Origin of the sequence: Nocardioides albus, assembly GCF_014648255.1 — a bacterium.
Classification (GTDB): Bacteria; Actinomycetota; Actinomycetes; order Propionibacteriales; family Nocardioidaceae; genus Nocardioides; species Nocardioides albus.
Window position 1 is genome coordinate 367,898 of sequence record NZ_BMQT01000003.1, and the last position, 21,326, is coordinate 389,223.

Sequence of the window (21,326 nt, forward strand, 5' to 3'; positions counted from 1 at the left end):
TCGACCTGTGGAGCGCTGTACGCACCCCATGCGTACAGCGCTCCACACCTCAGCTCGCCGTTGCCTCGCAAGACTCGCCACAGGTGCGAGTCTTGCCCTCCCAGCCACCTCGAGTCAGGATCCTGCCGATCCGAGCCGCCGTACGGCACGGGGTGTCGAACACCTGGTGCCAGCGCAACCGAGCTGTCACCGAGCCGAGCCGCGCGAGGTCGTCGAGGTCGCGGTCGGCGTCGCGTGCCTGCTCCCGCCACGACTCGTGTCCCAGGGCACCGTCGAGCTCGACGACCAAGCCGTACGCCGCATACTCGACGTCACGGAACTGGCTTCCGCTCGGTCCTGGCCGCACAGCCTGCCGATCCCCTGCCGGGAGACCGTGCGGCCGCTCGACCTTGGTGAGGTAACCGTGCTCGAGGACGGAGTGCGTGCCTGCCTCCAGGTCGTCGATCATGCCGGCGACGAGCGGACGGCGGCGCAGCGATGGGTATCGCCCCAGCGCGGCGCGCAGCGATGCAGCCGTCACGTACCTCTTGCTTGCAACCTGCGCGACCGCGGCGATCGCATCGATCTCCTTGCGTGCCTCTTGGGCCATCAGCAGCGCGTTGTCCTCGACCTTGAGGCGCGGCGGGGTGCCGCCGTACGTCCGGGGTGCGAGGTCAGCAAGCCGGTGGATCACCAGACCCTCCTGTGGCCTGACTCGGCGGGACCTGTCGATCGCGACGTGGATCGGCTCGCCGGTATCACGGCCCTTCGGCTCCTCGAGGCTGACTCCGCACAGGAAGGCAGGCTCCGCGTAGAGCACCGCTGCCCACGCGCGCTGGGTCCAGGTGAGCGGACCGGTATGGTCGGCATAGACCCGCGGATGGACCCGGCGCAGCTCGTTTCGCCGCAGCCTCCGCTCGATGTCGATGCGGGTGACCCCGCCCGCGAGCAGCTGGGCATAGCTGGCTACACCATCCTGCATCCGCATCTGGGAAGTGAGCAGACCCGCGGCATGTAGCCGTGCCCACTCAGCCTCGTCGTCGACCACAAGGCGACACTAGCCCGTGGAGCGCTGTCCGTACGACGTACGCACAGCGCTCCACGGGATCTGTGCTGGGGGCCTCAGCCGTTGACGCGGGTGGTGAGGCCGGTCGGGCCGCCGGGGCGACCGTGGCACTGCTTGAACTTCTTGCCCGAGCCACAGGGGCAGAGCTCGTTGCGGCCGACCTTGGCGTAGGGGTCGTCGGCGTTGCTGACCGTGTTGCTCTGCGCCTCGGCCTGGCCCTGCTCGTCCGGGCCGGAGAAGGCCAGGTGCTTGGGGGTGGCCGGCCGCTGCAGACCCTTCGCGGTGACCTGCGGGGCGGCCGCCGATGCCTTGGCCGCCTCGGCCCTCAGCGCGTCAGAGATGTCCTGGAGGCCACCTGCCTGACCGACGCCCACCGGCGGCTCGGCGAGCGCGCCCTCGTGCATCGGACCGGCGTGACGCGTGCCGTCCGGGTGGTAGTGGAACTCAGCCTCTGCCTGCTCGACCTGGACCTCCAGGTTGAACAGGTAGCCGACCGTGGCCTCCTTGATGCCGTCCATCATCGCCGTGAACATGTCGAAGCCCTCGCGCTGGTATTCCACCAGCGGGTCGCGCTGGGAGTAGGCCCGCAGCCCGATGCCCTCGCGCAGGTAGTCCATCTCGTAGAGGTGCTCACGCCACTTGCGGTCCAGCACCGAGAGCACCACCTGGCGCTCGACCTCGCGCATGCCCTCCTCGCCGATCTCGTCCTCGCGGCGGTCGTAGGCGTCCTGGGCGTCCTTCTTGAGGAGCTCGATCAGCTCGTGGCGGTCGAGGTCGGCCTTGCTGCCCCCGGCGTCCGCGATCAGCTTCTCCGGGTCGACCGAGACCGGCCAGATCTGCTTGAGGTCGGTCCACAGCTGGTCGAGGTCCCACTCCTCGGCGAAGTCCTGGGTCGCTCCGGTGACGACGCCGGTGACGACGTCATCGATGAAGGTCCGGATCTGCTCCTCGAGGTCAGCGCCCTCGAGCACCTCACGGCGCTCGGCGTAGATCACCTTGCGCTGACGGTCCATGACGTCGTCGTACTTGAGGACGTTCTTCCGGGACTCGAAGTTCTGGCCCTCGACCTGGGTCTGCGCGTTGGCGATCGACTTGGTCACCGACTTGGCCTCGATCGGCACGTCGTCGGGGATCTTCAGCGTGGTCAGGATGCGGTCGACCCACTCGCCCTTGAACAGGCGCATCAGGTCGTCCTCCAGCGACAGGTAGAAGCGGGACTCGCCCGGGTCACCCTGACGGCCGGAACGACCGCGGAGCTGGTTGTCGATGCGGCGGGACTCGTGACGCTCGGTGCCGAGGACGTAGAGGCCACCGAGCTTGGCGACCTCGTCGTGCTCGGCGGCGACCTGCTCCTTGATCCGCTCCACGGTCGGCGCCCAGGCCTGCTCGTACGCCTCAGCCGTCTCGCCCGCCGGCTCCAGGCCCTGCTTACGAAGCTCCTGGTCAGCAAGGAAGTCGACGGAGCCACCGAGCATGATGTCGGTGCCTCGGCCGGCCATGTTGGTGGCGACCGTGACCGCGCCCTTGTGACCGGCCAGAGCGACGATCTTGGCCTCGTCAGCGTGGTATTTCGCGTTGAGGACGGTGTGCGGGACGCCGCGCTTCTTGAGGAGGTTGCTCAGGTATTCGGACTTCTCCACCGAGACGGTGCCGACCAGCACCGGCTGGCCGTTCTTGTGACGCTCGACCAGATCGTCGGCGACGGCGTCGTACTTCGCCTCCTCGGTCCGGTAGACGAGGTCGGGCTGGTCCTTGCGGATCATCGGCTTGTTCGTCGGGATCGGGACCACGCCGAGCTTGTAGATCTTGTCGAACTCCGACTCCTCGGTCATCGCCGTTCCGGTCATGCCGGAGAGCTTGTCGTAGAGCCGGAAGTAGTTCTGCAGGGTGATGCTCGCGAGGGTCTGGTATTCCTCGCGGACCTTCACACCCTCCTTGGCCTCGATCGCCTGGTGCAGGCCGTCGTTGTAGCGGCGGCCGGCGAGCATGCGGCCGGTGTGCTCGTCGACGATCAGGACCTCGCCGTTGGCGACGACGTACTCCTTGTCGCGGCGGAAGAGCTCCTTGGCCTTGATCGAGTTGTTCATGAACGAGATCAGCGGGGTGTTGACCGCCTCGTAGAGGTTCTCGATGCCGAGGTGGTCCTCCACCTGGGTGATGCCGCGCTCGAGGACCGCGATGGTGCGCTTCTTCTCATCGACCTCGTAGTCGACGTCGCGAACCAGGTTCTTGGCGATCGTGGCGAACTCGTCGTACCACTTCACGTCGTCCTCGGTCGGACCCGAGATGATCAGCGGGGTGCGGGCCTCGTCGATGAGGATCGAGTCGACCTCGTCGACGATCGCGAAGAAGTGGCTGCGCTGGACCAGGTCCTCCATGGAGGAAGCCATGTTGTCGCGCAGGTAGTCGAAGCCGAGCTCGTTGTTGGTGCCGTAGGTGATGTCGCAGTTGTAGGCCTCACGGCGCTGGGCCGGGGTCATCTGCGGCAGGATCACGCCGACGGTGAGGCCGAGGAAGCCGAAGATGCGGCCCATCATCTCGGCCTGGAACTTGGCCAGGTAGTCGTTGACGGTGACGACGTGGACGCCCTTGCCGGCCAGCGCGTTGAGATAGGCCGGCAGCACGGCGGTCTGGGTCTTGCCCTCACCGGTCTTCATCTCGGCGATGTTGCCGAGGTGGAGCGCCGCGCCGCCCTGGATCTGGACGTCGTAGTGACGCTGGCCCAGGACGCGCTTAGTGACCTCACGGACCGTGGCGAACGCCTCGGCCATGATGTCGTCGAGGTCTTCGCCGTTCTCCAGGCGTTGCTTGAACTCGTCGGTCATCCCCCGCAGCTCGTCATCGCTCATCGCGACGAACTCGTCCTCGATCGCGTTGACGGCCTTCGAGATGGCCTCGAGCTCGCGAAGGATCTTACCTTCGCCGAGGCGAAGGATCTTGTCGAGAATTGCCACGGTGGCGGGCTCCTACTAGCGGCAGACAGATAGCACGCTCACTCTACCCACCTGCCGGTCGTCGCCGTACGGCGGCGGCACAACGACTCGGTCTCTTTGTTCGTGCGCGAGAGGTCGGGGCGATCCGTCGCTGCTACGTTCCTGGCCGTGACAGCCTCGGATCGGCAGATCAGTCTGAGTGTGCTCCGTGACGTGGAGCGGCGTGACGTCGCGGATCTGATCATCGCCGGCCTTCGGGAACGCTACGGAGTCGCGTTCGACGCGACGCTCAACCCGGATGTGTATGACCTACCCGACAGCTATCCCGGCAGCCTGACCGTGGTCGCCCGACTCGGGGGCGATGTGGTCGCCACAGGCACCCTGGCCGCACGCCCGGGTGGCGTCGGCGAGATCGTCAGGATGAGCACTGCGGCTCATACCCGGCGGATCGGGCTCGCCGGGCAGGTGCTCGATCACCTCATCGACGAGGCCCGAAGGCGCGACTGTCGCGAGCTGCGCGTCTCCACCACCAGCACGTGGACCAGTGCCCGCGCGCTCTATGCGTCCCGCGGCTTCGAGGAGATCGGCCTCTTCCAGGACACCCACGAGACCGACGTACGCTGCGTCCTACCTCTTAGTGGGAGCGGCCCCGTCCGCAGCTTCGAGATCGTCCCGGGCGCCCCGGGATCGACCGTGCTTCTGCACGTGCCCCACGCCTCGCGCGTGATCCCTGCAGACGTACGCAGCGGGATCGGGCTCTCCGACGCCGACCTCGACCGGGAGCTGACCGCGATCACGGACGCGGACACCGACCTCCTAGCCGAGCGCGTGGCCGATCTCTGCGGCGTACGCCCCTGGGCGTTCGTCAACCGGCTCTCGCGACTGGTCGTCGACCCGGAGCGGTTTCCCGACGAGACCGAGGAGATGAATGCGGTCGGCATGGGGGTGGTCTACGAGGCGACGACCCAGCGCGGAGTGCTCCGGCAACCCTCGCCCGCGGAGCGCCGCACCCTTGTGCAGACCTATTTCGAGCCGTACGCCGCCGCCTTGGCCGAGCTCGTCACCAAGCGGCTCGCGTCCGCAGGCCGGGTGACCGTCATCGACGTCCACTCCTATCCTGCTTCAGCCCTCCCCTATGAGCTGCACGGCAACAGTCCGCGGCCAGAGGTCTGCCTGGGTACCGACGACTTCCATACGCCAGAGCTGCTCCTCGACCGGGCGCGGTCCGCGCTGGCAGCGGTGACCGGCGATGTCACGCTCGACTCACCCTTCTCCGGCTGCTACGTGCCGCTCGATCGCTATCGCCGGGACTCCGCGGTCGAGGCGATCATGCTGGAGATCCGTCGCGACCTGCTCGCTTCTCGTCCCGATGACCTGGCGTGCGCGACCGCCCGCCTGATCGAGACACTCTGACTCATGAGGCCTCCACAGATCACTCCGTCGACTCGACCAGGGCCGCCAGACGTGTGAGCGAGGCGGCGAGCATGTCCGCGGTGGTGGCGCGGGCACGCTTGAGACGGTTGGTGTCGGTCAGGTCGGTCCAGTCGTAGGTGTGGGTGACGCGAGTGAGGCCGTCGCCCGCCGACTCCAGCTCCCAGCGCCACAGGTGACCCGGCGGCTGCTTGCCGGGCTCGGACGGGCGCCACGCGATGCGCCGGCCCTCCTCGAACTCGACGATGTGGTTCTCCCGGATCTGGCCGCCGGTGAGCTGCATGGTGAACAGGTCGCCAACCGCCTGCACCCGCTGCCCCTGCGGTGCCTCGGAGAGGTTGTCGTTGCCGTCCCACGTCGGCTGCTGTGCGGGATCGGCGATCACCTCGAAGATCTGCGCCGCCTCCGCCCGGATCTCGCGGTTGGCGGTGACGATGTGCTCATCGCTCATGTGCTCGATCCAAGCACAGGCCCATGGGCTGCCATATCGATTTAGCGGACGGCCACCTCGGCGATCAGCGCCGGCGCGAGGTCGCCCTTGGGCTCGACCTGGATCGTGTCCATGCCGAGCCAGCCGGCGAGTCGCTCGAGCTCGGCGGCCAGCTCGATGGCCGTCTCGACGGGGGCGTTCGGCTCTGTGTAGGCGCCCTTGACCTGGAGCGTTCCGCTCTTGCGATCGGCCTTCAGATCGACGCGGCCGACGATGTGCTCGCCGAGGAGGAAGGGGAGCACGTAGTAGCCGTGGATCCGCTTGTGCGCCGGCGTGTAGATCTCGATCCGGTAGTAGAAGTCGAAGAGCGCCTCGGTGCGCTCCCGTTCCCAGACCAGCGGGTCGAACGGGCTCAGCAGCGCGCGGGCGTCGATGCGGCGCGGGAGGCGTGACCCGGTGAAGAGGTACGCCTGCTTGCGGATGCCCTCGACCGTGACCGGCTCCACCTCACCGGCGTCGATGAGCTGGTTGAGCGCACGGGTCGTGTCGTCCACGCGCATCCGGAAGTAGTCGGCGACGTCCTTGGCGGTGCCGACCCCGTGGGACCTCGCGGCGCGGCGTACGAGCTCGAGCTGGGCCTCCTCGCGGATCGGCGTCGGCATGTCGAGGTAGATCTTGGGGATGACCCGTTCGGGCAGGTCGTAGGCGACCTCGAACTGGTCGTTCCGCCCGGCGATCGCAAGCTCGCCGAACATGTAGAGGATGTCGAGGGTCTTGCGGGAGTCGGACCAGTTCCAGCCCCAGTGGTCCTTGCTCTGCGGCCCGGCGTCGTCGAGCGCTCTGGCGGCCTCGCGCGCGGTGACCGCGCCCTGCTCGGCCACCAGCGCGAGCACCTTCTCCTTCATCCCGTCCGGGACGCTCCCCCACCACTTCGACCCCTTGGTCGCGCGGTAGTCGTCCATCCGCCACTGCATGTGCGGCCACAGCTCGACCGGCATGAACGCCTGCACGTGCGCCCAGTACTCCACCATCCGGCGGTCCCTGTGACCGCTGCTCGCGCGGTGCAGGAGCCCGGTGTCGTATGCCCCCATCCGGCTGTAGAGCGGCATGTAGTGCGCCCGCTGCAGCACGTTGACGCTGTCGACCTGGAGCACTCCGGTGCGCTCCAGGGTGCGCTGGAACGTACGCATCGTGGGCGTCGCGTGGGGCTTGTCGGCGAACCCCTGCGCCGCCAGGGCGATTCGGCGGGCCTGGGAGCGGCTGAGCGTCTGCGAGCTGGGCACGACTCCGACTCTAGAGCCGGTTCCGGACAAGTCTCGTCCGGAACCGGCGTCTCCGGTCGTCGACATGCGGGATCCTGAGTTCGTGGCACCTTCCTCGGACACGTCAGGACCCGTCGACCATCCGGCCGTCGCCGCTCTTGCCGACCGTCTCGCGCCGCAGCCGTGGGTGACCGGCCTGTACGTCGCGGGGTCGCTCGCCACCGGCGATCATGTCCCCGGGGTCAGCGACCTGGACCTGGTCGCGCTCACCGACGGGCCGCCGGACACCGACCTGATCTCGTCCGTCCACAGCGAGCTCGACGTCGGCGTCGCGGCGGGCGCAGATCTCGGCTGCGCCTATGTCGCCGCCGACCGACGAGATGATCACGCGGCGCCGCACCCGACCTGGACCCACGGGCGGCTGGTGCACCGGCCGCTGACGACGATCCCCCGCGTCGAGCTGGCCGTCCACGGCCTGACGGTGTTCGGCGAGGACGTGCGGACGCCGTTCCCGCCTGTCACGGAGGACGATGTCCGGGAGGCGTCGCGTGACGAGGTCTGCGGCTACTGGGCAGACGCGGTCAGACACCCGGGCTGGTGGATCCTCGAGCCCGAGATCGCCGAGCTGAGCCTGACCGCGATGGCCCGAGGCCGACACGCGGCCGAGCACGGCCGGCTGCTCACCAAGTCGGCGGCGATCGAGGAGGCCGACGCGCCGGCATGGCTCCGTGACCGGCTGCGGGCGCGGCGCCGGGGCGACCCGGCGCCGCTGCCTCGCCTGCGTACGGCGTGGATCGCCTGGACCGATGCCCGCCGGACGGTCGCGGGGCTCCGCCGGTGAAAGAAGAGGTCTTTCACAGCGGGCCGAAGACCTCACCCACGTCCGCATCGAGCCTCAACGAGTCGAGCACGCTCAACAGCTTGCGCTCCTCGTAGCGGAAGTGAGACTCCATGATCGCGGAGATGCCCTCGAGGTGCTTGCCGAGGTCTTCGGGGGTTGCGGCCCGATCGACGGCGGCCTGCAGACCTCCGAGGAGATGCCCGATCATGGAATGGTCCTGCTCGAGATAGCGGATCGTCTCGCGCAGCTCGGGATGGGCCCGGGCGATCGCCGGGAAGAGCTCCCGGTCCTCACCCTCGTGATGGCCGGTCAGGGCCGCGCAGAACCCATGACAGAACAGCAGCAGGTCGCGAGCCGCAGGCTCGGCGGGGTCTCCCGCGGCGATCGTCTCCTGCGTCACCCGCAGGGCCTTGCGCAGACGCTCGTGCACGTCGCGCATCTCGTTGCTCCAGGCGATCAGCCTGGTCTTCTCGCCCTCAGTCACGTGAGGGCGAAGGGGACGACAACATCAGTCGTGCTCCTTCGTGTCCGGCGCCTCCATGCCTGACACGGTCTGTCACCGGCACGCGACGCTGGCGTCAGCCTAGCGGCCGGGCCCGACTCAGTCGACGTTGAGGAGCTTCTGACGCACGGCGTACATGACCGCCTCCATGCGCGAGTGGGCCTGGAGCTTCTCCAGGATGTTGCGTACGTGGTTCTTGACCGTGTTCTCGGAGATGAAGAGCCGCTTCGCGATCTCGCGGTTGTTGAGACCCTTGGCGACCAGGCCGAGGACCTCGAGCTCGCGGTCGGTGAGCTTCGGGCCTGGAACCGGGGAGCGGTCCGGCTTCGACATCTGCTTGAACTCCTCCATCAGCTTGACCGCCATGGAGGGGCTGATCAGCGACTGGCCGTCGGCGACGACCCGGATCGCCTGGGCGACCTGGTCGATCGAGGAGTCCTTGAGGAGGTAGCCCATCGCGCCGGCCTTGATCGCGTCGTAGAGATCGGCCTCCTCGTCGGAGACGGTCAGCATGATGATGTTGGCCGAGGGGACAGCGTCCTTGATGGCCACGCACGCCTCGAGGCCGGTCTGCTTCGGCATGCGTACGTCGAGCAGCACGACGTCCGGAGCGGAAGCCGCGGCGCGCTCGGTGCCCTCGATGCCGTTGGTCGCCTCACCGATGACCTCGATGCCGGGCTCGCTCGCCAGGAGCGCGACCAGGCCCCTTCGGAAGAGCTCCTGGTCGTCGACAACCAGGACGCGGACCGGCTCACGATCGGCACCAGAGGTAGATGACACGAATGCATCATGGCATGTATCCGAAGAGGACAAAGAGAATGGCCGGGACTCACCCATCCGAGGGATGGAAAAGTCCCGGCCATCATGCTGTCAGAACCGCCTTGCGGTTCTCAGACGAGATCTGCGCGGTTGAGCGCGATCACCCCGTAGTCGTATCCCCTCCGGCGGTAGACGACCGACGGCCTCATCGAGTCCTTGTCGGTGTAGAGGTAGAAGTCGTGTCCGACCAGCTCCATCTCGTAGAGGGCCTGGTCGAGCGTCATCGGATCCGCGGTGTGCGTCTTCTCCCGGACGACCAAGGGCCCCTCCCCCGTCACCGTGATCGGACCGACCTGGTGCTCGCGTACGGTGTCGTCATCGAGCTGCTCCGACTCGCCTCCCGAGCCCAGGCCGTCGGGCTCGATGCCCGCCAGCGCCTGCCCGACCGACACCGGCGTACGGCGCCCGCGGTGGACTCTGCGGCGGTCGGCTGCCCGGCGCATCTGGGATGCCATCTTGTCGACAGCCAGGTCCAGCGCCCCCATCTTGTCCTCGGCACACGCCTCGGCCCGGATGACCGGACCCTTCGAGTAGGCGGTGAGCTCGACGTGTACGGCGCCCTTGTGCTGGCGCGGGTTGGGCTCGTTGTCGACCTCCACGTTGATCCTGATGATGCGGTGGTCGTGCTTCTCGAGCTTCGCGAGCTTCTCGGCTACGTGAGCGCGATAGCGGTCTGAGACCTCGGCGTTGCGGGCCGTGACGACAACTTCCATGGGTACCTCCCGGTGTTTCGGGGTTGGCGGATTCCCGGACGATCAGCGCATGTGACCCCCGGGGTACGGAGTCCGCCTGGCCGACCTGGTCTTCGACCCCACAACCGCCTGCAGAGGCTTAGCAGCTTGGTGCCACTCCACCTTCTCCATGCTGGCTCCCGTATCTGACGGGAGGGCACGGGCAGGACTTATCTCTAAGCCGCACCGTGATCCCCTTGCCCCAAAATCTGGGTGCGAAGGGTTACGTGGACCGTTTCGCCTGCGACTGGCATCGGCTTGCCGCTCGGATGCCCGCAATGCGGACCTCTCTGCGACGCAACCACGGACCCAGACGGACTCCATGTAGTGACGGTAGTTCGCCGATGTGCCCCACGAAAGCCCTTCAACAGAATTACATGACGGTTTCCTACATTTGAACGCGAGACCGACGCTGGGTAGCCGCTACGGTCGCGATCGCTTTCACGTCCAGTCCGACCGATTCCAGCGCTCGTTGAGCCTCCCGAGCGGTCGCACCGGTGGTGATCACGTCGTCGCAGACGATGAACGACGCCCGCGGGGTCGTTCCGGCAAGTGTCCGGATGCCGGACGCCGGACAGGTGATCGAGCCCTCCAGGTTGGCCTGTCGCTGCCGGGAGTCGAGACCGGACTGGTCCACGACACCGGATCTCGTGCGGAGCAGCTGGTGATGACGGACGCCGAGGCCGTGCCGCCGCAGCACGGTGGCTGCTCCGCGCGTGATCGTCGCAGTGCTGTCGAGACCGCGCTCGCGTACGGAGGAACGCCGGGAGGGGACCGGGACGAGAACCGTCGGGCCGGCGCCGGTCTCCGCCATGGCTTCGAGGACGGCGAGGGCCAGCAGGCCGGCCAGGTGCCCGCGGAGCCCGAGGAGCTGGTGCTCCTTGAGACCGATGACCAGCGCCTTGAGGGTGCCGTCGTAGGGCCCCGCCGCGAAGACGGGCACGAGGCCCGGCGGCGCCGGGGTCGGCGGGCTCGACCGGGCGCCGTCCGGGAGGCCGGCGCGACAGTCACGGCACAGCAGCCTGCCCGGTCGTCGGCAGCCGACGCAGCGCCCACCGACGACCAGGTCGTGCCAGGCATCGACGAGGTCCATGGACCCGAGTCGACCAGGGCAGGCGCAACGTGGCAACCACGGACCGTACGGCTGTGGATAACCTTGTGGAGAGTCAGCCCTGGTAGGTGACGTCGGAGAGGTCGGAGGGCAGCTCCAGGTCGAACCGGTCGAGCGGGTCCAAGAGCGTCCAGCCAGAGATGGCGTAGAGACGGGCCGAAGCCATCGGCGAGCCGACGACGCCGGTGACCCGGTCACTGAGGGTGTAGCGCTCGCCGCTGGGAGCGCCGTCGAGCGAGACGGACTGGAACAACGCGGTCGAGTTGATCTGCTGGACCGCGACGATCGTGGTCGGCGAGGTCCAGGCGATGTCGGTGACCTGCATGGTCGCCGTGTCCGGGTGCGGCAGCAGGACCGCCGACGTCGCGGTCGTGATCACGCCCTTCGAGCTGGCCTGCAGCCGGCTGACCACGATCCGGTCAGAGGACTCGCCGTCGATCACCGCCACGAACCGAGTGCCGTCACGGGAGACCAAGAACCGGGTCACGTTCTCCCCGGTCACCCCGGGCACGGCGACGCGGACGAGGCGCTCGCCGTCGACGTACATCACCCGGGCGCCCGTCGAGTCCTTGTCGACCATCCAGAGCCGGCCGGCGAGGTCCCAGGACGGTCTCAACAGCCGGGTGCCGTTCACCGGCGCATCGACCAGGTCGCCGTCGCTGGTCAGCTCGCCGACGACGACGCCGGTGCGGTCGGTCGTGACGGCGGCGGCGGTCGAACCGTCAGCGTCGACGGCGACGTCAGTCACACCGTGGGACTTCGCCCACCTGCCGAGCACCGGCACCCACGGTTCACCGCTGTCGCCGGTGCTGGTCACCAGCGCACCGCCGCGCAGTGCGTAGAGATCGACCCGTGCGGACGTGCCGTTGGGGTCGTAGCCGCTGCCGCTGTCGACGCTGAACGTCTCGCCATACCCCGGCAGGACCACCGGCTCGCCGTCGAGCGTGAGCCGGATACGGTTCACGCTGGCGTCCTGTCGAAGCGTCCAGGCCAGCTGGGCTCCCATGAGCTGGAGATCTGCGGAGCTGTGCTCGTCGAGATCACCGGCGAGGTCGACCTCGGCCACACCGTCGCGGATCTCGACGGAACGGGGCTGGCCGGCGGCGGTCGGGAGCGCGCTGTCGATCACTCCCTGCGTCTCCTCCCCCGGCCCGCTCAGCAGGCTGGAGACCAGGGTGGCCGCGTAGGACGCGCCTCTGGGGGCGAAGATCGGCTCCGGCACCAAGGTGTGCCCGGTCGGTTCGACGTAGTAGAGGTTGCTGCGGGCGAAGTGGGACAGGAACCAGTCCTCCTCGACCACCAGGGCGTCCGGTGCCGCGCTGATCCGCCACTCGCCCTTGATCCGAATGAGCTCGAAATCGAGAATGGCCTGCGACGCGGCCAGCGCGCCCCGCCACACACCGCGCTCATCGAGCCAACCGGCATCCTCGAGCTCCACCGACACCTGCGGCGAGGAGACGGCGTGGGTGCTCCGCTCCCCGTAGACCAGCGTTCGCCCGCCTGGCGCCCAGCTCATCGCCGCATCCTTCGTGAGGTAGCGGCGGGCATAGGTCGTGCTCATCGGGGTGGCCTTCATGGCGTCGAGGAACCCGTCGACGATCTCGCCCGGGGACGCCCCCGCGCGCGGAGGCCCCGGGTTGTACGGGATGACCTCCTCCTGCACTTCCGGCGCTGCCAGGTCGACCTGCTGGACCGGCCCGGAGTCGGGGACGCCCGAGCACGCCGAGGCGAGGAGAGCGATCGCGGTCAGGGCGATCACCAGTGCGGATCTCACGACGCCTCCAGGGTGTCACGGGCATCGGCCGGGACCAGCGGGAGCGGACTGTGACGCAACGCCGCACCGGCATGGCGGGGAAGCGTGAGCCGGAACTGTGCCCCTTGGTCGGGACGGCCCCAGGCCTGCAGCCAGCCGCCGTGGAGATGAGCGTCCTCGAGCGAGATCGACAGGCCCAGGCCCGTGCCGCCGCTGGAGCGGTCGCGGGCCGGGTCGGCGCGCCAGAACCGGTTGAAGACCAGGGCCGTCTCCCCCGGGGCCAGCCCGACACCGTGATCGCGCACGGTCAGCGCGGCCGCATGCTCGTCGCTGTCGACCCGGATGGTGACGGTCTGCCCCACCAGAGCGTGGTCGGTGGCGTTGGCCACCAGGTTGCGTACGATTCGCTCGACCCGGCGATGGTCGACCTGGGCCGTGCACGGATGGCTCGGAGCGACGACCTTCAGCTCGATGTCGCGCTTGTCGGCGAGCGGTGTGTAGGCCTCGACCACGGCCTTGGCCAGTGCGGTCAGGTCGGTGTCGTAGAGGTCGAGCACCGCCGCTCCGGCATCGAAACGGCTGATCTCGAGCAGGTCGCCCAGGAGTGTCTCGAACCGGTCCAGCTCGGTCTGCAGCAGCTCGGCCGCACGCGCTGTCGGGGCGTCGAAGGTGTCCCTGGCCTCGTAGAGGACGTCGCTGGCCATGCGGACGGTGGTCAACGGCGTACGCAGCTCGTGGGAGACGTCGGAGCTGAACCGTCGCTGGATGCGGGAGAGGTGCTCGAGCTGCCGGATCTGGTTCTGCAGGCCGCTGGCCATCTGGTTGAAGGAGAGCGCCAGGCCGGTGAGGTCGTCCTCGCCGCGCACGACCATCCGCTCCTCCAGGCGGCCGGCGGCGAGCCGCTCGGCGGTGCGGCGGGCGATCCGGATGGGAGTGACGACATGACGGGTCACGACCCAGCTGCCGACGCCGATCAGCAGGATCAGGATCACACCGGCGGCCAGGAGTCCGCGGGTGAGGATGCCGAGCGTCTCCTGCTCCTGGTCCATCGGGAAGAGGAAGTAGATGTTGTAGGTGTCGTCGTGCAGCTCCACCTGGGACCCGACCACGATGCCGGGGGTGGAGGGGCGCTCCCCGTCGTCGTAGGCGACCCGGGTGTAGGTCCAGGCCGGCTCGGCGCGGATCGTCTGGAAGCGGTCCTCGAGCGTGCGCGGCACGCTGCGTACGTCCAGGCCGGGTGTCCACTCGACACCGTCGTCGCTGATCCGGCCGGAGGTCGACGTCACCGGACCGGCCATGACGACGCCGTAGCCGCGCGAGAGACTGCGCTGGATGATCGGGTCACCCAGGTCGTTGCGCTGCAACGGGGTGCCGCCGTTGGCACCCGACGTCTCCGCGATGCTCGCACGCGCGGCGGAGAGCTCTTCGGACGCCTCCGCCTTCGCCGCCGCGACCCGGTCCTGGACCAGCTCGTCGCTGATCTGCTCGAGCAGGATGAGCCCGACCAAACTGACAGCGGCCGCGGTGAGCAGCACCGTGTAGACCACGACGCGGGTCTGGATCGACCGGCGCCAGGTGGTAAGGAGCTTCTTGGGCGCCCGGGCTGCTGCCCGGACGACCGGCTGGAGCGTCACACGGGCCCTGCCTTGTATCCGACGCCACGGACGGTGAGGACGATCTCAGGGTTCTCCGGGTCGTGCTCGACCTTGGAGCGCAGTCGCTGGACGTGCACGTTGACCAGCCGGGTGTCGGCGGCGTGACGGTAGCCCCAGACCTGCTCCAGCAGCACCTCGCGGGAGAAGACCTGATGAGGCTTGCGGGCCAGGCACTCCAACAGGTCGAACTCCAGCGGCGTGAGCTGGATCCGATCGCCGCCGCGAGACACCTGGTGGCCGGCGACGTCGATGGTCAGGTCGCCGATCTCCAGCACCTCCGGCATCGCGTCGCCGTGCCGGCGGACGCGGGCCCGGATCCGCGCGATCAGCTCCTTGGGCTTGAACGGCTTGACGACGTAGTCGTCGGCGCCGGACTCGAGACCGACCACGACGTCCACCGTGTCGCCCTTCGCGGTGAGCATGACGATCGGCACGCCCGACTCGTTGCGGATCTGCTTGCACACCTCGATGCCGTCCATCCCGGGGAGCATCAGGTCGAGGAGCACGACATCCGGCTTGTAGTCGTGGAACGCGGGCAGCGCCTGGTCGCCGCGGGCGACCAGCCGCGAGTCGAATCCCTCTTGTCTGAGCACGATCGCAAGCATCTCGCTCAGCGAGGCATCATCATCGACGACGAGGACCTTGCCCTTGGCGGGCTGGTCAGAAGTGCTGCGATCGGCCATGTGTCTGATTCTGTCACCCAATGCGTGCGGCGCGTCACACGAGTCGCCCCACAACGCGCGAGTCGGCGCGTCCTGACGCGATTCCCTGCCGAGTCGGCTCGTCATGACGAGCCGACTCGGCAAGATCCTAGGTCAGAACGCGCCGACTCGGCGCTAGATGCTCAGTAGCGGTAGTGGTCCGACTTGTAGGGACCCTCGATCGGGACACCGAGGTAGTCGGCCTGCTCCTGCTTGAGCTCGGTGAGCTCGACGCCGAGGGCGTCGAGGTGGAGGCGGGCGACCTCCTCGTCGAGCGCCTTGGGCAGCACGTAGACGCCGATCGGGTACTCGTCGGTCTTGGTGAAGAGCTCGATCTGGGCCAGCGTCTGGTTGGTGAACGAGTTCGACATCACGAAGCTCGGGTGACCGGTGGCGTTGCCCAGGTTGAGCAGACGACCCTCGGACAGCACGATGATCTTCTTGCCGTCCTCGAAGATCCACTGGTGGACCTGCGGCTTGATCTCGTCCTTGACGATGCCCGGGATCTTCGCGAGGCCGGCCATGTCGATCTCGTTGTCGAAGTGGCCGATGTTGCCGACGATGGCCTGGTTCTTCATCTTCTCGAAGTGCTCGACCCGGATGATGTCGAAGTTGCCCGTCGTGGTGATGAAGATGTCGGCGGTCTCGACGACCGACTCCAGGCGGCGGACCTCGTAGCCGTCCATCGCCGCCTGCAGCGCGCAGATCGGGTCGATCTCGGTGACGATGACGCGGGCACCCTGGCCGCGCAGCGACTCCGCGGAACCCTTGCCGACGTCGCCGTAGCCGCACACGACCGCGACCTTGCCGCCGATCATCACGTCGGTGGCGCGGTTGATGCCGTCGATGAGCGAGTGGCGGCAGCCGTACTTGTTGTCGAACTTCGACTTGGTGACCGAGTCGTTGACGTTGATCGCCGGGAAGAGGAGCGAGCCCTCCTTGAACCGGTCGTAGAGGCGCAGGACACCGGTGGTGGTCTCCTCGGTGACGCCCTTGATGCCGTTGGCGATGTTGGTCCAGTACTGCGGGTCGTTCTTCAGGCTGCGGTCGAGGACGCGCAGGACCTCCTTGAACTCCTCGTTGTCGGTGGAGTCCTGGCCCGGCACCTCCCCGGCCTTCTCGAACTCGACGCCCTTGTGGAGGAGCAGCGTGATGTCGCCGCCGTCGTCGAGGAGCATGTTCGGGCCGACCGGGTTGCCGGCCTCGTCGGTGAACTGGAAGACCTTCTCGGCCTCGTCCCAGTACTCCGCCAGAGTCTCGCCCTTCCAGGCGAAGACCGGGGTGCCCTTCGGGTCCTCGGGGGTGCCCTCACCGACGACGACCGCGGCAGCGGCGTGGTCCTGGGTGGAGAAGATGTTGCAGGTGGCCCAGCGTACGTCCGCACCGAGCGCGGTCAGCGTCTCGATGAGCACACCGGTCTGGATGGTCATGTGCAGCGACCCGGCGATACGAGCACCCTTGAGCGGCTGGTCCTTGCCGTAGCGCTCGCGCATGGCCATCAGGCCCGGCATCTCGTGCTCGGCGAGGGAGAGCTCCTTGCGGCCGTATTCGGCCAGGCTCAGGTCGGCAACCTTGTAGTCCATGGTTATTCCTTACCGAAGTGTTGCGGGCCTGCGTCGCGCATCTGCGCACCAGCGGGATCTCCCACGCAGGGTCTTCCCAGACTACAAGCGCTGGTTGACGGTGGCGGTAATCCGCAACCAACAGTTCGCGGCTAACCCTGTCGAAAACTAGAACAAGTTCCTATTATTGTCGGGCATGACGGCAACCACACCCGACCCGCACACGGTCCAGGGCGACTGCATCCCTGCGTACGCGCCCCTGCGTGACCTGCTCGCACGCAACCTCTCCGCCGGAGCCGACCTCGGTGCTTCGGTCGCGGTGATCCGCGACGGCGAGATCGTGGCCGATCTGTGGGGCGGTGAGGCGCGGCCGGGCGAGGCATGGCAGGAGGACACCATCGTCCGAGTCTGGTCGGTGACCAAGACGATGGCCGCGCTGACCGCGCTCGTGCTCGCTGACAGTGGCCAGCTGGACCTGGACGCTCCGGTCGCGGACTACTGGCCCTCGTTCGCCGACGAGCGGATCCTCGTACGCCACCTGCTCTCCCACACCTCCGGGATGTCCGGGTGGACCGAGCAGCTCTCCACCGAGGCGCTCCTGGATCTGCCGCTCGCCAACGAGATGCTCGCCCGGCAGAAACCTTGGTTCGAGCCGGGCTCGGGGTCGGGCTACCACATGGTCTCCTACGGGCACCTGGTCGACGGCCTGGTCCGTGGCGTGACCGGGAAGCCGCTCTCGGAGGTCTTCGCCGAGCTCGTCGCGAGGCCGTTGGGAGCCGACTTCCACCTGGGCGTCCCCGAGACCGAGCTGGGCCGCTGCGCCGACCTGGAGGCTCCCCCGCCCGGTGGCATCGACGTCGCCGCGCTGCCCGAGGGCAACCTGATGATCCCGACCCTGGTCAACCCGAAGCTGGATCCGGCCGCGTTCAACACGGCTCCGATGCGTACGGTCTCCCTGGCCGGGATCAACGGGCACGGCAACGCCCGATCGATCGCCCGGATCCAGTCGGCCGTCTCCCACGGCGGCGAGGTCGGCGGCGTACGTCTGCTGTCGCCGGCCACCATCGAACGGATCTTCGAGGTGCAGGCCGACGGCGTCGACCAGGTCCTGCTGACACCGATGCGGTGGGGCATCGGCTACGGGCTCCCGCAGCCGGTCGCGGCGCCGGCGGTGCCCGAGGGACGGGTGTGCTGGTGGACCGGCTACGGCGGCGCGATCGTGGTCAACGACCTGGAGCGCCGGGTCACGGTGGCGTACGCGATGAACCGGATGACCCAGCACATGACCTCATCGGAGCGCACCGACGCCTACGTTCGCACCGCCTTCGAGTGCGTGGAGGCGGCCCGATGAGCGAGGTGAAGGTCTGCATCATCGGCGCGGGCTGCTCGGGGATCACGACGGCCAAGCGGCTCAAGGAGTTCGGGGTCGCCTACGACCAGTTCGAGCTCTCCGACGACGTCGGCGGGAACTGGTACTTCCGCAACCCCAACGGGCTCTCCTCGGTCTACGAGTCGCTGCACATCGACACCTCGACGTCGCGGCTGGAGTTCGAGGAGTTCCCGGCGCCGGAATCGTTCCCGCACTTCCCGCACCACACCCTGATCCACCAGTACTTCCGCGACTACACCGACCACTTCGGTCTGCGGGACTCGATCACGTTCAACACCGGTGTCGAGCGGGCCACGCAGCGTGACGACGGTTCCTGGGAGGTCATCCTGTCGACCGGGGAGACCCGCACCTACACCGACCTCGTGGTCGCCAACGGCCACCACTGGTCGCCGCGGCTGCCTGCCTGGGAAGGCGAGTTCGCGGGCGAGATCATCCACAGCCATGCGTACGTCTCCCCGTTCGAGCCCATCGAGGTCCGCGGCAAGCGGGTGATCGTGGTCGGGATGGGCAACTCGGCGATGGACATCGCCTCGGAGCTGTCCTCGCCGTGGATGGCGTCGAGGCTGTACGTCTCGGCCCGGCGCGGTGTCTGGGTGCTGCCGAAATATCGCAACGGGCAGCCTGCCGACAAGGTGATGGCGCCGCCCGACATCCCCAAGGAGCAGGCGCTGGCGGCCTCCCGTGAGCTGATCCGCGGACTGGTCGGGTCGATGTCGACGTACGGACTGCCGGAGCCCGACCACGAGCCGCTGTCCGCGCATCCGTCGGTCAGCGCCGACTTCCTGACGAAGGCCGGCTCCGGCGACATCCACATGCTTCCCGAGATCGTGCGATTCGAGGGGTCGACGGTGCACCTGGTCGACGGCTCCTCGGTCGAGGCGGACGTCGTCATCGCGGCCACCGGCTACGACATGTCGTTCCCGTTCTTCGACCCCGACGAGGTCTCGCTGCACCCCGACTCCGACCACCGCTACCCCCTGTTCAAGCGGATGATCAAGCCGGGCGTGGACCACCTCTACTTCATGGGTCTGGCGCAGTCCTCACCCACGATCGTCAACCTCGCCGAGCAGCAGTCCAAGCTCCTGGCGCGCCTGCTCACCGGGAGCTATGCGCTTCCGCCCGCCGAGGAGCAGGAGCGGATCCTGAAGGCCGACGAGGAGGCTCACCTGGAGCAGTACTACGCCGCCCCACGCCACACCATCCAGATCGACTTCGCCCGCTACGTCGTCGACCTGATGGCCGAGATCGAGGCCGGGGAGGCACGAGCGGCCGGGGCCTAGGACAGGTCAGTGCTTCTTCTTGATCGGCAGCAGGTGGAGTACGCCGACCACGATCGACCCGACGATGAGCCCGACGATGGCGGAGAAGAAGGTGTTCACCAGCCAGGCGGCGGCCGCACCGACGGCGCCGAGGGCATGGTGGACCTCCTCCTCGAGGTGGTGGACGGTGTCGTAGGGCCAGGCCCAACCGGGATGGCCGGCAGCGAGGCCGTTGACGTCGTAGACACCGACCAGGAGCAGGTGTCCACCGACCCAGAGCATGGCGATCGTGCCGACGATCGAGATCCCGGCGAGGACCTTCGGCATCGCCGCGACCATGCCCAGGCCGAGTCGCTGGGCGCCCGCGCTGGAGCGCTGCGAGAGCGAGAGGCCGGCGTCATCCATCTTCACGATCAGGGCGACCACGCCGTAGACGACGATCGTGATCAGGAAGGCGACGGCGACCAGGGCGCCGAGTCGCATCCAGAATCCCTGGTCGATGACCTCGTTGAGCGCGATCACCATGATCTCGGTGGAGAGGATCAGGTCGGTGCGTACGGCACCGGCGATCATCTTCTTCTCGGCCTCGGGACCCTCCAGAACGACCGGCGTCTCGTGGGCCTCCTCGTGCGGCCGGACCCACTCCAGCACCTTCTCGACACCCTCGTAGGCGAGGAAGGCACCACCGAGCATCAGGATCGGGGTGATCGCCCACGGCGCCCACTGCGCCAAGATCAGCGCCACCGGCAGGATGAGCAGCAGCTTGTTGCGCAGCGAGCCGAGGGCGATCTTCTTGATGATCGGCACCTCGCGCTCGGCAGCGATGCCCTGGACGTACTGCGGCGTCACGGCGGTGTCGTCGATGACGACACCGGCCGCCTTGGCCGAGGCCTTGCCGGCGGCAGCGCCGACGTCATCGACAGACGCAGCCGCCAGCTTGGCGATGGCGGCTACGTCGTCGAGGAGTGCAAAAAGACCGGCGCTCATGAGGGGAACCTTAGCGGGTGGGTCGAGCTACTCGACGCCCTGCTCGCGGAAGAGCTCCGAGAGCGGATACTCCTTGAAGTAGTCGGTCTTGATCCGCAGCCAGGTCCCGTTGACGATCATCTCGTCGATCGCCTTGTTGGCCTGGTCCCGCAGCCCGTCGCCCTTACGGAAGACGAACGCGATGGGCGCCTTGTCGGAGGGGAAGCGAATGCGCTCCTCCATCATCGGCGAATTCTTGATCACACCCGGAGCGAACGGCGCGTCGTAGAAGAACGAGTCCGCCTTGCCGGCGGCGACGGCCTCGAGAGCGGCCGCCTCGTTCTTCCGCTTCACGATCTGGGCCTTCGGGAACCGCGTCTCGAGGACGCTCTCCTGCGCGGTGCCGTCCACGATGGCGACCCGGGTGCCGTTGACGTCCTTGAGCTTCTTGATCGGGGAGTTCTTCGGCGTCGTGAAGGACAGGTAGGTCACGAAGTAGGGGTGCGAGAAGTCGTAGACCTTCTCGCGCTCCTCAGTCACGCTCACCTGGGAGGCGATCATGTCGATCTTGCCCTCGTCGAGAGCTGTGAACAGGTCGGCGAAGTCCATCGGCACGATCGACGGCTTGATGCCGAGCGACTCGGCGACCTCGAGGGCGACCTCGTAGTCGAATCCCTTGGCCGTGGACCCTTGGGTGTAGTAGACCGGGGCGCTGTTCAGCACACCGATCTTGAGCTGACCGTCGTCGGCAGCGCTGCTGCGCTTGGCTGAGGAGGGCCCGGTCGTCTCGACCGTGTTGGAGACCACGATCAGGATCACCAGAAGGGTGACCGCGCCCGCAAGGATGAACTTCAGGGATTTCATACGACGTCCTGGTTGGGGGGAGGTGTGCGCCGAGCCGCTGCGGCCTCGGCTGAACCGAGCCAGCGGGCATC

The 21,326-nt window shown here is 67.9% G+C and carries 18 protein-coding genes; 4 read left to right on the top strand and 14 right to left on the bottom strand.

All coding sequences use genetic code 11. From position 1 onward, the window contains the following. Window positions 1-49: 49 nt before the first annotated feature. On the bottom strand, window positions 50-967 hold the full coding sequence (locus tag IEY84_RS08015; protein WP_189129294.1) for a hypothetical protein: 918 nt from the start codon (window positions 965-967) through the stop codon (window positions 50-52). A 134-nt stretch (window positions 968-1,101) separates the two neighbouring features. Next, window positions 1,102-3,999 carry a preprotein translocase subunit SecA gene (secA, locus tag IEY84_RS08020; RefSeq protein ID WP_183544059.1) on the bottom strand — a complete coding sequence of 966 codons (2,898 nt, stop codon included), beginning with the start codon at window positions 3,997-3,999 and terminating at the stop codon, window positions 1,102-1,104. Window positions 4,000-4,146: 147 nt separating this feature from the next. Here secA and IEY84_RS08025 point away from each other — a divergent pair, with 147 nt between their 5' ends. Then, complete coding sequence (locus IEY84_RS08025; RefSeq protein WP_183544061.1) at window positions 4,147-5,391, top strand: GNAT family N-acetyltransferase; 1,245 nt, start codon at window positions 4,147-4,149, stop codon at window positions 5,389-5,391. 19 nt (window positions 5,392-5,410) lie between these two features. On the opposite strand, the gene IEY84_RS08030 is transcribed toward IEY84_RS08025, so the two are convergent. Further along, a complete protein-coding gene (locus IEY84_RS08030; RefSeq protein WP_183544063.1) occupies window positions 5,411-5,860 on the bottom strand; it encodes an SRPBCC family protein in 450 nt (149 codons plus the stop codon). Window positions 5,861-5,901: 41 nt separating this feature from the next. Continuing rightward, window positions 5,902-7,122, bottom strand: a complete 1,221-nt coding sequence (locus tag IEY84_RS08035; RefSeq protein ID WP_183544065.1) for a winged helix-turn-helix domain-containing protein — start codon at window positions 7,120-7,122, stop codon at window positions 5,902-5,904. A gap of 64 nt (window positions 7,123-7,186) precedes the next feature. Between IEY84_RS08035 and IEY84_RS08040 the strand changes: the two genes are divergently transcribed. Continuing rightward, window positions 7,187-7,942 (top strand): nucleotidyltransferase domain-containing protein, encoded by a 756-nt coding sequence (locus IEY84_RS08040; protein ID WP_183544067.1) that lies wholly within the window; start codon window positions 7,187-7,189, stop codon window positions 7,940-7,942. 13 nt (window positions 7,943-7,955) lie between these two features. Here IEY84_RS08040 and IEY84_RS08045 read toward each other — a convergent pair whose 3' ends face one another. From IEY84_RS08045 to ahcY, 8 genes are all read right to left on the bottom strand, one after another. Continuing rightward, a complete protein-coding gene (locus IEY84_RS08045) occupies window positions 7,956-8,426 on the bottom strand; it encodes a hemerythrin domain-containing protein (protein ID WP_183544069.1) in 471 nt (156 codons plus the stop codon). A 117-nt stretch (window positions 8,427-8,543) separates the two neighbouring features. After that, complete coding sequence (locus IEY84_RS08050; RefSeq protein WP_183544071.1) at window positions 8,544-9,224, bottom strand: response regulator; 681 nt, start codon at window positions 9,222-9,224, stop codon at window positions 8,544-8,546. A gap of 110 nt (window positions 9,225-9,334) precedes the next feature. Then, window positions 9,335-9,976 (bottom strand): ribosome hibernation-promoting factor, HPF/YfiA family, encoded by a 642-nt coding sequence (gene hpf / locus IEY84_RS08055; protein WP_183544073.1) that lies wholly within the window; start codon window positions 9,974-9,976, stop codon window positions 9,335-9,337. Between the two features lie 406 nt (window positions 9,977-10,382). Further along, the gene (locus tag IEY84_RS08060) at window positions 10,383-11,087 is read right to left on the bottom strand and encodes a ComF family protein (protein WP_183544075.1); all 705 of its coding nucleotides are present in this window, start codon (window positions 11,085-11,087) and stop codon (window positions 10,383-10,385) included. Window positions 11,088-11,160: 73 nt separating this feature from the next. After that, complete coding sequence (locus IEY84_RS08065) at window positions 11,161-12,879, bottom strand: LpqB family beta-propeller domain-containing protein (RefSeq protein ID WP_183544077.1); 1,719 nt, start codon at window positions 12,877-12,879, stop codon at window positions 11,161-11,163. Further along, window positions 12,876-14,492, bottom strand: a complete 1,617-nt coding sequence (gene mtrB, locus IEY84_RS08070) for an MtrAB system histidine kinase MtrB (RefSeq protein ID WP_183544079.1) — start codon at window positions 14,490-14,492, stop codon at window positions 12,876-12,878. The genes IEY84_RS08065 and mtrB overlap by 4 nt, the downstream gene beginning before the upstream one ends. Beyond that, entirely contained in the window at window positions 14,489-15,196 is a 708-nt protein-coding gene (gene mtrA, locus IEY84_RS08075) for an MtrAB system response regulator MtrA (protein WP_183544081.1), read from the bottom strand. Before mtrA ends, mtrB begins: the two co-directional genes overlap by 4 nt. Window positions 15,197-15,357: 161 nt before the next feature. Continuing rightward, window positions 15,358-16,797, bottom strand: a complete 1,440-nt coding sequence (gene ahcY, locus IEY84_RS08080) for an adenosylhomocysteinase (protein ID WP_183544083.1) — start codon at window positions 16,795-16,797, stop codon at window positions 15,358-15,360. 175 nt (window positions 16,798-16,972) lie between these two features. On the opposite strand from ahcY, the gene IEY84_RS08085 reads away from it, so the two are divergent. Next, the gene (locus IEY84_RS08085; RefSeq protein WP_183544085.1) at window positions 16,973-18,127 is read left to right on the top strand and encodes a serine hydrolase domain-containing protein; all 1,155 of its coding nucleotides are present in this window, start codon (window positions 16,973-16,975) and stop codon (window positions 18,125-18,127) included. Beyond that, window positions 18,124-19,446 (top strand): flavin-containing monooxygenase, encoded by a 1,323-nt coding sequence (locus IEY84_RS08090; protein WP_183544087.1) that lies wholly within the window; start codon window positions 18,124-18,126, stop codon window positions 19,444-19,446. The genes IEY84_RS08085 and IEY84_RS08090 overlap by 4 nt, the downstream gene beginning before the upstream one ends. A gap of 6 nt (window positions 19,447-19,452) precedes the next feature. Here the strand turns inward: IEY84_RS08090 and IEY84_RS08095 are convergent, their stop codons facing one another. Further along, on the bottom strand, window positions 19,453-20,412 hold the full coding sequence (locus tag IEY84_RS08095; protein WP_183544089.1) for a DUF808 domain-containing protein: 960 nt from the start codon (window positions 20,410-20,412) through the stop codon (window positions 19,453-19,455). Window positions 20,413-20,439: 27 nt separating this feature from the next. Beyond that, a complete protein-coding gene (locus IEY84_RS08100; protein WP_183544091.1) occupies window positions 20,440-21,255 on the bottom strand; it encodes a substrate-binding periplasmic protein in 816 nt (271 codons plus the stop codon). Window positions 21,256-21,326: the final 71 nt, after the last annotated feature.

Excerpts from the sequence above, each read along its gene's own strand:
- IEY84_RS08015 (WP_189129294.1), bottom strand. The coding sequence starts at position 967 with ATGCGGATGCAGGATGGTGTAGCCAGCTATGCCCAGCTGCTCGCGGGC.
- IEY84_RS08030 (WP_183544063.1), bottom strand. The coding sequence starts at position 5,860 with ATGAGCGATGAGCACATCGTCACCGCCAACCGCGAGATCCGGGCGGAG.
- IEY84_RS08040 (WP_183544067.1), top strand. The coding sequence starts at position 7,187 with ATGCGGGATCCTGAGTTCGTGGCACCTTCCTCGGACACGTCAGGACCC.
- hpf (WP_183544073.1), bottom strand. The coding sequence starts at position 9,976 with ATGGAAGTTGTCGTCACGGCCCGCAACGCCGAGGTCTCAGACCGCTAT.
- IEY84_RS08060 (WP_183544075.1), bottom strand. The coding sequence starts at position 11,087 with ATGGACCTCGTCGATGCCTGGCACGACCTGGTCGTCGGTGGGCGCTGC.
- mtrA (WP_183544081.1), bottom strand. The coding sequence starts at position 15,196 with ATGGCCGATCGCAGCACTTCTGACCAGCCCGCCAAGGGCAAGGTCCTC.
- ahcY (WP_183544083.1), bottom strand. The coding sequence starts at position 16,797 with ATGGACTACAAGGTTGCCGACCTGAGCCTGGCCGAATACGGCCGCAAG.
- IEY84_RS08085 (WP_183544085.1), top strand. The coding sequence starts at position 16,973 with ATGACGGCAACCACACCCGACCCGCACACGGTCCAGGGCGACTGCATC.
- IEY84_RS08090 (WP_183544087.1), top strand. The coding sequence starts at position 18,124 with ATGAGCGAGGTGAAGGTCTGCATCATCGGCGCGGGCTGCTCGGGGATC.
- IEY84_RS08095 (WP_183544089.1), bottom strand. The coding sequence starts at position 20,412 with ATGAGCGCCGGTCTTTTTGCACTCCTCGACGACGTAGCCGCCATCGCC.
- IEY84_RS08100 (WP_183544091.1), bottom strand. The coding sequence starts at position 21,255 with ATGAAATCCCTGAAGTTCATCCTTGCGGGCGCGGTCACCCTTCTGGTG.